Source organism: Flavobacterium sp. J49, from assembly GCF_011742145.1.
Taxonomy (GTDB): Bacteria; Bacteroidota; Bacteroidia; order Flavobacteriales; family Flavobacteriaceae; genus Flavobacterium.
In genome coordinates this window covers 674,648-690,335 of record NZ_JAAQQU010000105.1, presented here as the reverse complement: position 1 = coordinate 690,335, position 15,688 = coordinate 674,648, and the positions used below count along the sequence as shown (strand labels likewise).

At 42.7% G+C, this 15,688-nt stretch carries 7 protein-coding genes, 2 tRNA genes and 3 rRNA genes; 9 read left to right on the top strand and 3 right to left on the bottom strand.

Going from position 1 to position 15,688, the window contains the following annotated elements:
* Positions 1 to 30 precede the first annotated feature (30 nt).
* From HA632_RS13880 to rrf, 5 genes are all read left to right on the top strand, one after another.
* A 16S ribosomal RNA gene (locus tag HA632_RS13880) occupies positions 31 to 1,546 on the top strand.
* An 88-nt stretch (positions 1,547 to 1,634) separates the two neighbouring features.
* Positions 1,635 to 1,708 (top strand) — tRNA-Ile (locus HA632_RS13875).
* A gap of 75 nt (positions 1,709 to 1,783) precedes the next feature.
* Positions 1,784 to 1,857 (top strand) — tRNA-Ala (locus tag HA632_RS13870).
* Positions 1,858 to 1,990: 133 nt separating this feature from the next.
* Positions 1,991 to 4,869 (top strand): 23S ribosomal RNA (locus tag HA632_RS13865).
* A gap of 124 nt (positions 4,870 to 4,993) precedes the next feature.
* A 5S ribosomal RNA gene (rrf, locus tag HA632_RS13860) occupies positions 4,994 to 5,103 on the top strand.
* Together the 16S, 23S and 5S rRNA genes with 2 tRNA genes alongside form the textbook arrangement of a ribosomal RNA operon.
* Before the next feature lie 128 nt (positions 5,104 to 5,231).
* On the opposite strand, the gene HA632_RS13855 is transcribed toward rrf, so the two are convergent.
* The 3 genes from HA632_RS13855 to HA632_RS13845 form a co-directional block, all read right to left on the bottom strand.
* Positions 5,232 to 5,762: a 2'-5' RNA ligase family protein gene (locus HA632_RS13855; protein ID WP_176307786.1), complete on the bottom strand. Its 531-nt coding sequence runs from the start codon at positions 5,760 to 5,762 to the stop codon at positions 5,232 to 5,234.
* 122 nt (positions 5,763 to 5,884) lie between these two features.
* Positions 5,885 to 6,526 carry an endonuclease III gene (gene nth, locus HA632_RS13850; protein ID WP_176307785.1) on the bottom strand — a complete coding sequence of 214 codons (642 nt, stop codon included), beginning with the start codon at positions 6,524 to 6,526 and terminating at the stop codon, positions 5,885 to 5,887.
* Between the two features lie 3 nt (positions 6,527 to 6,529).
* Positions 6,530 to 7,393: an alpha/beta fold hydrolase gene (locus HA632_RS13845; RefSeq protein ID WP_176307784.1), complete on the bottom strand. Its 864-nt coding sequence runs from the start codon at positions 7,391 to 7,393 to the stop codon at positions 6,530 to 6,532.
* A gap of 74 nt (positions 7,394 to 7,467) precedes the next feature.
* Between HA632_RS13845 and HA632_RS13840 the strand changes: the two genes are divergently transcribed.
* The 4 genes from HA632_RS13840 to HA632_RS13825 all read left to right on the top strand — a co-directional run bounded on the left by HA632_RS13840 (position 7,468) and on the right by HA632_RS13825 (position 15,639).
* The gene (locus tag HA632_RS13840; RefSeq protein ID WP_176307783.1) at positions 7,468 to 9,408 is read left to right on the top strand and encodes an alpha-1,4-glucan--maltose-1-phosphate maltosyltransferase; all 1,941 of its coding nucleotides are present in this window, start codon (positions 7,468 to 7,470) and stop codon (positions 9,406 to 9,408) included.
* Positions 9,408 to 11,045: a trehalose synthase gene (locus tag HA632_RS13835; protein WP_176307782.1), complete on the top strand. Its 1,638-nt coding sequence runs from the start codon at positions 9,408 to 9,410 to the stop codon at positions 11,043 to 11,045. Before HA632_RS13840 ends, HA632_RS13835 begins: the two co-directional genes overlap by 1 nt.
* 129 nt (positions 11,046 to 11,174) lie before the next feature.
* Positions 11,175 to 13,079 carry a 1,4-alpha-glucan branching protein GlgB gene (gene glgB / locus HA632_RS13830; RefSeq protein ID WP_176307781.1) on the top strand — a complete coding sequence of 635 codons (1,905 nt, stop codon included), beginning with the start codon at positions 11,175 to 11,177 and terminating at the stop codon, positions 13,077 to 13,079.
* Between the two features lie 163 nt (positions 13,080 to 13,242).
* Positions 13,243 to 15,639, top strand: coding sequence for a glycoside hydrolase family 31 protein (locus tag HA632_RS13825; protein WP_176307780.1), 2,397 nt, complete (start codon positions 13,243 to 13,245; stop codon positions 15,637 to 15,639).
* Positions 15,640 to 15,688 lie beyond the last annotated feature (49 nt).

The window sequence follows — 15,688 nt, the reverse complement described above, 5'->3', positions numbered from 1 at the left end:
AAAAAAACGATGCATTAGCATCAACAATATACGATGAAGAGTTTGATCCTGGCTCAGGATGAACGCTAGCGGCAGGCTTAACACATGCAAGTCGAGGGGTAGAAGGAGCTTGCTCCTTTGAGACCGGCGCACGGGTGCGTAACGCGTATGCAATCTACCTTATACAGAGGGATAGCCCAGAGAAATTTGGATTAATACCTCATAGTATAATTGAATGGCATCATTTAATTATTAAAGTTCCAACGGTATAAGATGAGCATGCGTCCTATTAGCTAGATGGTAAGGTAACGGCTTACCATGGCTACGATAGGTAGGGGTCCTGAGAGGGAGATCCCCCACACTGGTACTGAGACACGGACCAGACTCCTACGGGAGGCAGCAGTGAGGAATATTGGACAATGGGCGCAAGCCTGATCCAGCCATGCCGCGTGCAGGAAGAAGCATCTATGGTGTGTAAACTGCTTTTGTACGGGAAGAAACACTCCTACGTGTAGGAGCTTGACGGTACCGTAAGAATAAGGATCGGCTAACTCCGTGCCAGCAGCCGCGGTAATACGGAGGATCCAAGCGTTATCCGGAATCATTGGGTTTAAAGGGTCCGTAGGCGGTTTATTAAGTCAGTGGTGAAATCTGGTCGCTCAACGATCAAACGGCCATTGATACTGATAGACTTGAATTACTGGGAAGTAACTAGAATATGTAGTGTAGCGGTGAAATGCTTAGATATTACATGGAATACCAATTGCGAAGGCAGGTTACTACCAGTGGATTGACGCTGATGGACGAAAGCGTGGGGAGCGAACAGGATTAGATACCCTGGTAGTCCACGCCGTAAACGATGGATACTAGCTGTTGGGCGCAAGTTCAGTGGCTAAGCGAAAGTGATAAGTATCCCACCTGGGGAGTACGTTCGCAAGAATGAAACTCAAAGGAATTGACGGGGGCCCGCACAAGCGGTGGAGCATGTGGTTTAATTCGATGATACGCGAGGAACCTTACCAAGGCTTAAATGTAGATTGACGTATTTGGAAACAGATATTTCTTCGGACAATTTACAAGGTGCTGCATGGTTGTCGTCAGCTCGTGCCGTGAGGTGTCAGGTTAAGTCCTATAACGAGCGCAACCCCTGTTGTTAGTTGCCAGCGAGTAAGGTCGGGAACTCTAACAAGACTGCCAGTGTAAACTGTGAGGAAGGTGGGGATGACGTCAAATCATCACGGCCCTTACGCCTTGGGCTACACACGTGCTACAATGGACGGTACAGAGAGCAGCCACTGGGTGACCAGGAGCGAATCTACAAAACCGTTCTCAGTTCGGATCGGAGTCTGCAACTCGACTCCGTGAAGCTGGAATCGCTAGTAATCGGATATCAGCCATGATCCGGTGAATACGTTCCCGGGCCTTGTACACACCGCCCGTCAAGCCATGGAAGCTGGGGGTACCTGAAGTCGGTGACCGTAAGGAGCTGCCTAGGGTAAAACTGGTAACTGGGGCTAAGTCGTAACAAGGTAGCCGTACCGGAAGGTGCGGCTGGAACACCTCCTTTCTAGAGACGATAAATAGGATAGTCCTCAAATCAGAAGAATTTTTTACTCTCGCTGTTAGTTCAAATAATAAATAAGCAAAGAAAACAGAGTCTCGTAGCTCAGCTGGTTAGAGTACTACACTGATAATGTAGGGGTCGGCAGTTCGAGTCTGCCCGGGACTACTTTTTTTAAGCTTAAAGGAAATTCTGGAAGTTGGGATTCATCATTTAGGATTCTTTCAAGAGGAATCAGAAAATGGGGGATTAGCTCAGCTGGCTAGAGCGCCTGCCTTGCACGCAGGAGGTCATCGGTTCGACTCCGATATTCTCCACTACGGCTAAAGTCACGCTGATAATTATTTGTCAGTGGCGACTCGCCACAAGTTCATTGACATATTGAGATAAGAAAATTTAAAAAGTAGAAAGAAACACGTTTCTATGCACATGTGTATAGGAGCAAAAGTACAATAAGCAAAATAAGGGCGTATGGGGGATGCCTAGGCTCTCAGAGGCGAAGAAGGACGTGATAAGCTGCGAAAAGCTACGGGGATTGGCACACACGAATTGATCCGTAGATATCCGAATGGGGCAACCCGGCATGTTGAAGACATGTCATTCCGAGAGGAAAGCAAACCCGCTGAACTGAAACATCTAAGTAGGCGGAGGAGAAGAAAACAAAAGTGATTCCGTAAGTAGTGGCGAGCGAACGCGGATTAGCCCAAACCATTGATGTTACGGCATGAATGGGGTTGTAGGACCACGACATTTCTTGCGGATTGAATTAGAATAACCTGGAAAGGTTAACCAAAGAGGGTGATAGTCCCGTATAAGTAAGAGAAGATAAGGATAGTGGTATCCTGAGTAGGGCGGGGCACGTGAAACCCTGTCTGAATTTGGCGGGACCATCCGCTAAGGCTAAATACTCCTGAGAGACCGATAGTGAACCAGTACCGTGAGGGAAAGGTGAAAAGAACCGTGAATAACGGAGTGAAATAGATCCTGAAACCATACGCTTACAAGCGGTCGGAGCCCTTTAGTGGGGTGACGGCGTGCCTTTTGCATAATGAGCCTACGAGTTAACGTTGCTGGCAAGGATAAGTGATTAAGTCATGGATCCGTAGCGAAAGCGAGTCTGAATAGGGCGCTTTAGTCAGTAGTGTTAGACGCGAAACCGTGTGATCTACCCATGGGCAGGATGAAGCTGTGGTAACACATAGTGGAGGTCCGAACCGGTTGACGTTGAAAAGTCTTCGGATGACCTGTGGGTAGGGGTGAAAGGCCAATCAAACTCGGAAATAGCTCGTACTCCCCGAAATGCATTTAGGTGCAGCGCGGCGCATAAAGTTATATAGAGGTAGAGCTACTGATTGGATGCGGGGGCTTCACCGCCTACCAATTCCTGACAAACTCCGAATGCTATATAATGTTTCGCCGCAGTGAGGGCATGGGTGCTAAGGTCCATGTCCGAGAGGGAAAGAACCCAGACCATCAGCTAAGGTCCCCAAATATATGCTAAGTTGAAAAAACGAGGTTTGTCTGCCCAGACAGCTAGGATGTTGGCTTGGAAGCAGCCATTCATTTAAAGAGTGCGTAACAGCTCACTAGTCGAGCGGACGAGCATGGATAATAATCGGGCATAAGCATATTACCGAAGCTATGGACTTGTATTACTACAAGTGGTAGGGGAGCATTCTATCAGGGTTGAAGGTGTGTCGTAAGGCATGCTGGACTGGATAGAAAAGAAAATGTAGGCATAAGTAACGATAATGCGGGCGAGAAACCCGCACACCGAAAGACTAAGGTTTCCTCAGCTATGCTAATCAGCTGAGGGTTAGTCGGGTCCTAAGGCGAACCCGAAAGGGACAGTCGATGGCCAACGGGTTAATATTCCCGTACTTCTTATAATTGTGATGGGGTGACGGAGTGATGAAAGTACCGCGAACTGACGGAATAGTTCGTTAAAGCACCTACCTATAAGAGCCGCAGGCAAATCCACGGCTTTTGGGGAAATGCGATAGTACTCGGAGTCTTCGGACAAAGAGATAGTGTACCTAAGGGCTTCCAAGAAAAACCTCTAAACTTAGATTATAAGAACCCGTACCGTAAACCGACACAGGTAGTCGAGGAGAGAATCCTAAGGTGCTCGAGAGATTCATGGCTAAGGAATTAGGCAAAATAGACCTGTAACTTCGGGAGAAAGGTCGCCAGCGCAAGCTGGCCGCAGTGAAAAGGTCCAGGCGACTGTTTATCAAAAACACAGGGCTCTGCAAAATCGTAAGATGAGGTATAGGGCCTGACACCTGCCCGGTGCTGGAAGGTTAAGAGGAGATGTTATCTTCGGAGAAGCATTGAATTGAAGCCCCAGTAAACGGCGGCCGTAACTATAACGGTCCTAAGGTAGCGAAATTCCTTGTCGGGTAAGTTCCGACCTGCACGAATGGTGTAACGATCTGGACACTGTCTCAGCCATGAGCTCGGTGAAATTGTAGTATCGGTGAAGATGCCGATTACCCGCAGTGGGACGAAAAGACCCTGTGCACCTTTACTATAGCTTAGTATTGGTCTTGGATAAGTGATGTGTAGGATAGGTGGGAGACTATGAAGTGGCGTCGCCAGGCGTTGTGGAGTCATTGTTGAAATACCACCCTTTGCTTATCTGAGGTCTAACCCCGTTTTACGGGGGACATTGCTTGGTGGGTAGTTTGACTGGGGTGGTCGCCTCCAAAAGAGTAACGGAGGCTTCTAAAGGTTCCCTCAGCACGCTTGGTAACCGTGCGTAGAGTGCAATGGCATAAGGGAGCTTGACTGAGAGACATACAGGTCGATCAGGTACGAAAGTAGAGCATAGTGATCCGGTGGTTCCGTATGGAAGGGCCATCGCTCAAAGGATAAAAGGTACGCCGGGGATAACAGGCTGATCTCCCCCAAGAGCTCATATCGACGGGGGGGTTTGGCACCTCGATGTCGGCTCGTCACATCCTGGGGCTGGAGAAGGTCCCAAGGGTTGGGCTGTTCGCCCATTAAAGTGGCACGCGAGCTGGGTTCAGAACGTCGTGAGACAGTTCGGTCTCTATCTACTGTGGGCGCAAGAAATTTGAGTGGATCTGATTCTAGTACGAGAGGACCGAATTGGACAAACCTCTGGTGTATCTGTTGTTCCGCCAGGAGCACCGCAGAGTAGCTACGTTTGGAAGGGATAAGCGCTGAAAGCATATAAGCGCGAAACCCACCACAAGATGAGATTTCTTTTAAGGGTCGTGGAAGATGACCACGTTGATAGGCTATAGATGTAAAGGCAGTAATGTCATAGTCGAGTAGTACTAATAACCCGTAAGCTTATGTACGTCATCCAGCCTCGCAAGAGGCTGGAGAAACTTTCTTCCATAAAATTATTTTTTTTATCTCAGTATGTTAAGATATTGTGTAATGCTAATTGACAACAAGTTGATTATCCGTTGCAAACCGGTTTAAGGTGGTTATTGCGTCGGGGCTCACCTCTTCCCATTCCGAACAGAGAAGTTAAGTCCGACTGCGCAGATGGTACTGCAGTTATGTGGGAGAGTATGTCGCCGCCTTTTTTAGTGGAAAGCCTGTCTTTTAGACAGGCTTTCTTGTTTTTAAGCGGTGCGGCGCAGTCGCAGGCTCGTGTCGCCGCCTTTTTTTTGAAACCCTGTTCATTTATTTGATGGGGATTTTTTGTTTTATATTAATGTCCGAAAGGTATTTTCTCTATTATATCCGAGTATTGCTTCGTTTGTTCGTTGAATTTTCGAATGTAGATGGCATCACAGTTAAATTGAAAATTTACCTCAGTATTTTGAAATAATTTATAAGCGGTTTCCATCTTTCCGGCATCGAGTCCGCGGGCAATGCTTAAATGAGCGTTAGCCGATTTAGCTTTGAAGCCTAAGTATTGGTGCAAATCGAGGATAAGATTATCAAGATATTGCTGAGAAGTTTCATCCGGCGCAATAAAAAAAGTCCTTTCACCAAAAGAACTCCATGCATTTAAGGTTACATTTTGAGTGATAACTGTTTTGCAAAATGCTCTAATTTGTTCAAGATGAAGATTGAGCATAAATTCATTGTCGAATTGTATTATGGTTATATGTGCCGTGGCATTGGCACTCCCAAACCAACCAATATGACTTTTAAGTAACTGTTTATAGGATTTCACAAGCGCCATTTGTTCAGGAGAAGGAAAGATGACTAGTGAAAAAAGTGGAATTTGTTTCATGATTTATGCGAATTGCGTGAGGGATAGGAGAGGCTACCCTGCCTGACGCCAGGAAGGCATGTAGCCCGGATAGCCCGGCCCCTTTCGACAGGCTCAAGGCAGGCCAAGGGGACACGCCCCGATTATAAAGTTTTTAAAGGATATTGACAGTTATTTTGAATTGGACAAAGCGGACATTTCGGATTAGTTGGGCGACAGGTTTCCCTTCCTAAAAAGGATATTGCCATGCCGACTTCACCCCAAATGGCTTTCGGAAGTGCTTCCATCAATTGTTTTTCGACTTTATTACCGTCTTTGGCTTCTTGGATGACACCAATTCTTGGTGCGACTCGAATGACGTGTAAATCTGCTATAATGCCTTCGGCCGGGACTTTCATTTCACGCATAATCACATTGGCTGATTTTCTTCCAATACCTTTTAAAGCAATTAATTCAGGTAAATTGGTTGGTATGTTACTGTCGGTTTTCAGGGTTTGTGCAATTTCAATGAGCCAACTTGATTTGGTGTTGAAGTTACGCACTTTGCTCACCAAAGGAAATAAACTGTCAAAAGTAGCCGTGGATAAAGCTTCTAAGTCGGGATATTCTTTGAATAAAGCCGGCGCTATTTTATTGATATTAGCGTCTGAATCCTGAGCCGACAAAATCACCATGACCATTAATTGGTATAGGTTTTCGTAGTCTAAAGGATGTTTTTTATCTCGGTATAAGTCGATGATAGGTTGTAGTTTTGGAGCCCAATCGGTGGTTTCAAATAAACTCATAACTTATGCTTTTAAAAATTCTTTAATGCGATTAATAACAATTTCATTGCCTAATATTTTGCGATGGCCTAAGTGTTCGGTAATCATCAGTTCACTATTTTCAAGGTGTTTGTCGATATTGTAAGCCGCTTTTACCGATACCTCGGAATCATCTTGATCGTGTATGACCAGCACGGGGATTTTAACTTTTTGAGCGGCAAAATGAGCCGAATAGTTCTCCATGGTTTCTCCAAACTTCTTTTCAAAATGCTGCTTCAGCATCACAGCGATTTTGGGTTTTAGTTTTAGCTTTAGTACAAAATCGTCTAAAATGTCCTGTATAATATCACCGCTACCTATAGTCACCGCTTTTTTTACCTTAAAACCTTGTTTTATGGCATTCAAAATCGACATGCCGCCAAGTGAATGGCCAATTGCAAATTCGAATGGGCCACATTGTTTTTCAATTTCATGAATAGCTGCAATAAACTCGGTCATAATGGTAGCTTTTCCTTGAGATTTGCCGTGCGCCGGGGCGTCAAAACTTAAGGTTTGGTAGCCCATTTTTAGCAATTCATCCGCTATTTTTACCAATTGCGTTCCTCTGCCGGACCAACCGTGAACCAATAAAACTTTCTTTTGTCCTTCACCATATTCATAAACAGTAATTTCTTTTTTGATGCTGGAAACCAATAATTTGCTTTGACGGCTATTTTGCTCCATGTGTAGTTCTCTCTTGGGAATTTTGTGTTTTATGGGAGTCGTAAATAATTTAGCAGCAAAGAGTGTGACTAATTTTGGAGAAATTGCCTCTAATAATGTAGCCGTAAGAAGAATTGGCTTAGGAATTTGCAATGATTGGTTGCTTATTGGGGATTTTTTTGTCATTTCAATAAATTTTGTGGCTGACCAAAAGTTAAAATAATTTTTTTTAAATTTCAACATCATAAATATAAGTCAAAATGCAAAATCAAACCCGAATAATTATTGAAAATGTCACGCCTCAATTGGATGGAGGTGCTTTTTATATCAAGCGAATTGTTGGACAGACTGTTGTAGTAAAAGCCAATGTTTTTGCTGATGGTCACGATGTGATTGCTTGCTGTGTTAAATTCAAACATGAAAAAGACAAAAAGTGGCAAGAGGTAAGATTAAATGCTTTAGGCAATGATGAATGGACTGCCCAATTCAAAGTAGAAAAGCAAGGACATTATTCATATTATGTTGAAGGTTGGGTTGATTATGCATTAAACTGGCAACACGGAACGGAAAGAAAAATACAAGACAACCAACACGTAAAATCAGAATTACTCGAAGGCGCCGAATATTGTCAAGCGATTTTAAAAGAAGTCGATGCAGCCGAGAAAGCCTATCTAACTTCAGCTATCAAAGCCTTCCAAGACGAAAAGCAATACGATAAAGCTACTGAGATTGCTTTATCAAAAGAGTTACACCACATCTTCGAAAAATACCCAACCCGAACATTAGCCAATACTTCTGCCGAATTAAAAATTTACGTCGACAGAAAGAAAGCGTTGTTCAGTACGTGGTATGAATTTTTCCCGCGTTCCGCTTCCCAAGAAAAAGGCAAACACGGCACGTTTAAAGACTGTGAAAAGTTATTGCCAAGAGTAGCCGCAATGGGATTTGATACTTTGTATTTTCCACCAATTCATCCTATAGGAGAAGTCAATCGTAAAGGGAAAAATAATGCGACCAATGCCCAATCCGGTGATGTTGGTTCGCCTTGGGGAATCGGTTCCAAATATGGCGGGCATAAGTCAACGCATCCTGAATTGGGAACAATCGAAGAATTCAAATCTTTAGTTAAAACGGCTCAAAGTTTGGGAATTGAAGTCGCTATGGATTATGCGTTGCAAGCCGCACCGGATCATCCTTACGTAAAAGATTTTCCACAATGGTTCAAATGGCGTCCGGACGGAACGGTACAATATGCCGAAAACCCACCCAAAAAATACCAAGATATTCAGCCGATTTACTTCGAAAGCAGTGATTGGAAAAACCTTTGGAAAGAATTGCTCGACGTGGCTTTGTTCTGGGTCGAAGAATGTGATATTCGTGTATTCAGAGTCGATAATCCGCATACCAAACCGTTTTATTTTTGGGGCTGGCTAATCGCCGAAATCAAGAAAAAACATCCTGATGTGCTCTTTTTAGCCGAAGCTTTTACGGCACCAAAAGTAATGCATGAGTTGGCCAAACAAGGTTTCTCACAATCCTATACGTATTTCACTTGGCGCAATACCAAAGCCGAACTAATCGAATATGTGGAAGAACTCACCAAAACCAATCAAGCCGATTTTTACCGACCAAACTTTTGGCCCAACACGCCGGATATTTTACCGTATGCTTTACAAAGCGCCAACGAAAGTGTATATCTTCACAAATATTTCTTAGCAGCTACCTTGAGTTCCAGCGTTGGAATTTACGGTCCGGCCTATGAATACATGGTTTCCGAAGCGATGCCGGGCAAAGAAGAATATTTTAATTCAGAGAAATACGAAGTCTATCATTGGGATTGGACTGTGCAAAACAAATTGATTACGCTGATTACTCGATTAAACCGAATCCGCCACGAACAACCTTCGCTTCAGCAAACCAACAATATTCAGTTCTGCAATACCGACAACGACCAAGTCTTGGCTTATTACAAATACGACGATTCGCGATTAGATGAAACGCTGATGATTTGCAGTCTCGATCCTTATTATGCCAAGCAAACTTGGGTGCAGTTGCCTTTGCAAGCTTTGGGAGTTCAGCCCGGGCAAACCATCAAAGTAGTCGATTTGATTACCGGTAACAGCTATTATTGGGATAAAGAATGGAACTTCGTAGAATTACATCCGGCACTGCCATTTCATTTATTTAAAATTCAGAAATAATGATTGATGCAAAAATTAATGAAGATGAATTTATCAATCCTTATGTTTTTAAAACGGATTGGAAAACCGCTTTTGAAGACGATGATTTTGTCAAAGTATTCTCGTCTGATATCTTAGAAAACTATATCATTAACAAACGATGGTATGGCGGAAAAGCGAGCACGCTAAAGTATATCGAAGTCGTAGATTGGTTTAAAATCACTTCGAAGAAGAATACTTATTATGGAGTTCTATTGGAAGTTAATTTCAAGGAGGCTTTTTACCAACATTATTTTATGCCGATTTCCTTCATGTCGGAAGACGAACTCGATACCAATACGATCATCGCGCCTGTAAAAATGGGTGGACAAGAAGGGTTTTTAGTCGATGCGTTACACCAAGAAGATTTCCGAAGATTATTATTCGATAAAATAGTCACTTCTGCAGGAAAAGACGAAAAAGTCAAGTTCCACAAAGGCGAAAAGCTTGAAGAGACCGAATACAAATCGTCTAAATTCATGGGCGTGGAGCAAAGCAATACGTCTATTATTTACAATGGAACTTTGGTACTCAAAATCTTCCGAAGAATCTACATCAGCATGAATCCCGATTACGAAATCAGCCGCTTCTTAACCGAAACAATGGATTTCCAACATTCGCCGGCGTATACGGGAAGCATCAGTGTTGTTTTATCCGAAGGAAATATCACACTAGGTTTAATGCAAGAACTGGTGCCGAATCAAGGCGATGCCTGGCAGTTTATGCTCGAAGAAGTCGATAGAATTTTTGACAACCTCAAACACAAAAAAATTAAAATCGCCAAACTTCCCGATATCGAATTGTTCAAGCGACTCAAGATAAACGAAGTACCACACGAAATCATCGATTGGGCCGGATTGAGCATTTTTCTGCGTATTCACACTTTGGCAACACGCACGGCCGAAATGCACATCGCACTCGGAGGCGATATTCGCGATACGGCTTTTACACCAACGACTTACAACGGCGATTATACCGTTTGGCTCAAAAATCGTTTGACATATCAGTTCCAAAACAGATTGAATATTTTAGAAAACAATTTGCACAAACTCGATGGTTTGGCGCTTGAACTCGCCAATCAATTTCTGGACAACAAAAAAGAAATCCGTAAAATTTTCCTCGATTTCGACTGGACCAAAATGAAATCAGAACGCATCCGAATCCACGGCGACTACCATCTCGGACAGGTTTTGGTCAACGGAGACGATTTTTATCTGCTTGATTTTGAAGGCGAACCCGAAAGCACGATTCGTGATAGAAAAGTAAAACAACCGCCGCTGAAAGACGTCGCAGGTATGTTCCGCTCTTTTCATTACTCGATTTACGCGACCATTTTTAACAACAAGGACAAATATCCGTACGAACAAAAAGAACTGTTCCAAGCTGGTGAAATCCTGTTCAAATATTTCGTAGGTGTGTTTTTGCAAACCTACACCGAAGTCGCCCAAGGCGGCAATTTAAATATAGGGTACCGAAAAGAAATCGACTTCCTGCTCAAATATTGCATCCTCGAAAAAGCGGTTTACGAACTCGGCTACGAACTCAACTCACGTCCACGCTGGGCCGTTATTCCACTAACCGGAATTGCCAGTATAATGGAATTTGAAGCGAAAGTGTAGGGCAGTTTCAGGAATGGCAGTTCCCGCTTTCCGGGCTACGCGGTAGCCTCTACAATCGGGGCTAGATAGGATTTGAATTGATATACAATAAAAGACAGTCGCGAATTCGCGATAAAAATAAAAAACAACATGAACCAAGTACAAGTACATTCGCTTTTTACCGATTTTGACATCGATTTATTCAAAGCCGGAAAACATTTCAGACTCTATGAAAAACTCGGCGCTCACCTCACCGAAGTGAATGGCGTAAAAGGTGTTTACTTTGCCGTTTGGGCGCCATCAGCACGCTCCGTTTCAGTTGTAGGTGATTTCAACTATTGGATACAAGGTGAGCACCAACTCAACGTACGCTGGGATTCTTCCGGAATTTGGGAAGGATTTATTCCCGGAGTTGATAAAGGCACGACTTACAAATACAAAATACAATCCAACAACAACGGCATCATCACCGAGAAAGCCGATCCGTTTGCGCTCTACTGTGAGCATCCGCCACAAACTGCTTCCGTCATTTGGGACTTAGACTACAAATGGAAAGACAAAAAATGGATGGACACGCGTAAAGACAAAAATGGTTTAGACAAACCTTTTTCGGTATACGAAGTACATTTGGGTTCATGGCGAAGAAACAGTGAGGGCAAATTTTTGACGTATTTGGAAATGGCAGACCAATTGGTCGCTTATGTCAAAGAAACCGGTTTCACCCATGTCGAATTCATGCCGGTCATGGAATATCCGTACGATCCTTCATGGGGTTATCAGTTGGTGGGTTATTTTGCCCCAACATCCCGTTTTGGAAAACCGCAGGATTTCATGGTTTTGGTCGATAAATTACACCAAGCCGGTATCGGAGTCATCTTGGATTGGGTGCCGTCGCACTTCCCGGATGACGCACACGGACTCGGATTCTTCGACGGTTCCAACTTATACGAACACCCGGACAGAAGAAAAGGCTATCATCCCGATTGGAAAAGTTTGGTATTCAATTATGGCCGCAATGAAGTACGTTCGTTCTTAATCAGCAATGCCATTTTTTGGTTACAACAATACCATGTTGACGGTTTGAGAGTAGATGCAGTGGCGTCGATGTTGTACTTAGATTATTCCAGAGAAGAAGGCGAATGGGAACCAAACATTTACGGCGGAAGAGAAAACTTAGATACCATTAGTTTCCTAAAAGATTTCAACGAAGCGGTTTACAGCGCTTTTCCGGATGTGCAAACCATAGCCGAAGAAAGCACGAGTTTCCCAATGGTTTCGCGACCAACCTTCATAGGTGGTTTAGGCTTCGGCATGAAATGGATGATGGGCTGGATGCACGATACTTTGCAATATTTCAAAAAAGAACCGATATACAGACGTTTCCACCAAAACGATTTGACTTTCTCAATGACGTATGCTTTTACAGAGAACTTTATGTTGCCGTTGTCGCATGACGAAGTCGTTTATGGCAAACATTCTATTTTAGGCAGAATGCCCGGCGACGAGTGGCAGAAATTTGCCAATCTTCGTTTGTTGTATGGCTATATGTTTACGCATCCGGGCGGAAAATTATTGTTCCAAGGAGCCGAATTCGGGCAAAGCAGCGAATGGAATTTCGAAGGCAGTTTAGATTGGCATTTGCTACAATACGGCTACCACGAAGGCATCAAAAAATGCATCACCGATTTGAATGCGTTGTACAAAAACAATCCGGCGATGTATGAAAAACAATTCCACGTTGACGGTTTTGAATGGATTAACTACACCGATAGCGATAATGCGGTATTGAGCTATATTCGAAAAGGGCTGGATCCTAAAGATGATTTGATTATCGTGGCCAATTTCACTCCGGTAGTAAGAGAAAATTACAGAATAGGATTGCCTGCAAAAGGAAAACTCACGCAGATTTTCAACTCAGACAGTGTCGAATACGGCGGTAGTGGTGTAGTAGCAACCAAACCAATTAAAATTGACAAGACGGCCTGGAATTACAGAGGTTATTCAGCCGAATTGGTATTGCCGCCATTAGGAGTTACCGTTTATAAGATTTCGTAAAAGGTTATATATTCATTTACTAAACCTGTCAGATTTTTAAAATCTGACAGGTTTAATTATACTATCATCAACCGCAAACGTTGTAGTTAAAAACTACTTTACCTATATGTAAAATTATCGTTGTCATCTTTGTAAATTTGGCATTCGACACAAATAAATCAGTATGATTACCAACACAGAACTGGAACACAAAGGAGATCAATTTCCCTCCAAAATAGTTTCCTTCGAACAAGATGTTGACAATATTTATTTCAACACTGACAACAATGTAATATTAAAAATTACAATACTTCGCGACAGTCTGATTCGCTTCCGTTATACTACTAAAGGTTATTTTAGCAATGATTTCTCCTATGCCATAGACAAAACGCAATCACATGGGTACAACCAACTTGAAGTGGTTGAAGAGCAACAGTTTTATCTAATCAAAACCAGTAAAGTTTTTTGTAAAGTCAACAAAAAAGATTTAAAAGTCTCAATTCACGATATTGACGGATTTACGATATTGGAAGATGAAATTGGTTTCCATTGGGAAGAATGTTATGAACATGGAGGAAATATCGTAAAGATGAGTAAACTGTCTAAAGACGGTGAAAGTTTTTACGGACTGGGTGACAAACCAACGCATTTGAATCTGAAAGGAAAACGCGTTGAGAATTGGGCCACCGACCAATATGCGTTCCACAAAGACCAAGAACCTTTATACAAAGTAGTGCCATTTTACATTGGTTTACACCACAACAAAGCCTACGGCATTTTCTTTGACAATACCTTTAGAACTTATTTTGATTTTTGTCACGAACGCAGAAATGTGACCAGTTTTTGGGCCGAAGGTGGAGAAATGAATTATTATTTCTTCTACGGACCGAAGATGAGCGATGTTGTAATCAATTATACGCATTTGACCGGGAAACCGGAATTGCCACCGATGTGGACATTAGGTTACCATCAATGTAAATGGAGTTATTATCCCGAAAGCAAAGTAAAAGAAGTTACCAGTAAATTTAGGGAACTTAAAATACCTTGTGATGCTATTTATTTAGACATCGATTATATGGAAGGCTTCCGTTGTTTTACTTGGAGCAAAGAATATTTTCCCGAACCCAAACGTATGGTTGCCGAATTGGCCAAAGACGGTTTCAAAACTGTCGTTATAATTGACCCCGGAATTAAAATCGATAAAGATTATTGGGTTTACCAAGAAGCTTTAGCCAAAGGATATTTTTGTAAACGTGCCGATGGTCCGTTTATGAAAGGAAAAGTATGGCCGGGCGAATGCAATTTCCCCGATTATACCAATCCCGAAGTGCGCGAATGGTGGGCAGGATTGTTCAAAGAATTGATTTCGGAAATAGGCGTAAAAGGTGTTTGGAATGATATGAACGAACCGGCTGTAATGGACGTTCCGGGGAAAACTTTCCCAAATGATGTTCGACACGATTACGACGGAAATCCATGTAGTCATAGAAAAGCACACAACGTTTACGGAACCCAAATGGCGCGTGCAACGTATGAAGGAGTTAAGCGTTTTGCTTATCCGAAAAGACCTTTCATCATTACGCGTTCGGCTTATTCCGGTGCGCAGCGATATACGTCGTCTTGGACCGGTGATAACGTTGCGAGTTGGGAACATTTATGGATTGCCAATATCCAAATGCAACGCATGTCGATTTCAGGAATGGGCTTTACCGGTTCTGACATCGGTGGTTTTGCTGAGCAGCCTTCGGGCGAATTGTATGCGCGTTGGATTCAGCTTGGGGTTTTCCATCCTTTTTGCAGAACACATTCTTCGGGCGATCACGGTGAACAAGAGCCTTGGTCATTTGGCGATGAAGTAATTGATATTACCCGAAAATTCGTGGAATTGCGTTACCAGTTATTGCCGTATTTGTACACCATGTTCTGGCAATATGTGAATGAAGGAACGCCGATGTTAAAACCTTTAGTGTATTTTGATCAAGAAGATTTCCATACGCATTACAGAACGGATGAGTTTATTTTTGGGAACCAAATTTTGGTGTGTCCAATATTGGAACCCAATGCGCAAGGTCGCAGAATGTATTTGCCTAAAGGCAATTGGTACAACTTCTGGAACAATGAAGTGATTGAAGGGAAAAGAGAACTTTGGATTAATACCAGCTTCGACCAAATCCCGATTTTTATCAAAGAAGGCGCTATTATCCCAAAATATCCGGTGCAACAGTATGTAGGCGAATTACAATTTGATGAACTCATTTTGGATGTTTATTACAAATTAGGGAAAGAAAAATCAACGGTGTATGAAGATGCTCAAGACGGTTATGATTACAACAAAGGCCGTTTTTCATTGCGTACATTTACCTTAAATGGTAAAGAAAAAGAACTGATTATTCAGCAACATACCGAAGGAACCTTTGAAACACAGTATTCCAAATTTATAATCAACTTAAAAGGATTACCGTTTAAGGTTAAAAAGGTAGAAGTTGATAATGAAAAAATCAGTTTAGATAAAGTCCACCTAAATGGAGCTAATTCCTTAATTATTGATAAAGATTTCACAGAGTTGCACTTGATTGGATAATAAATTATGTAAATTTATAAGCCAAATTATGTAACCTTTTGAGATATGA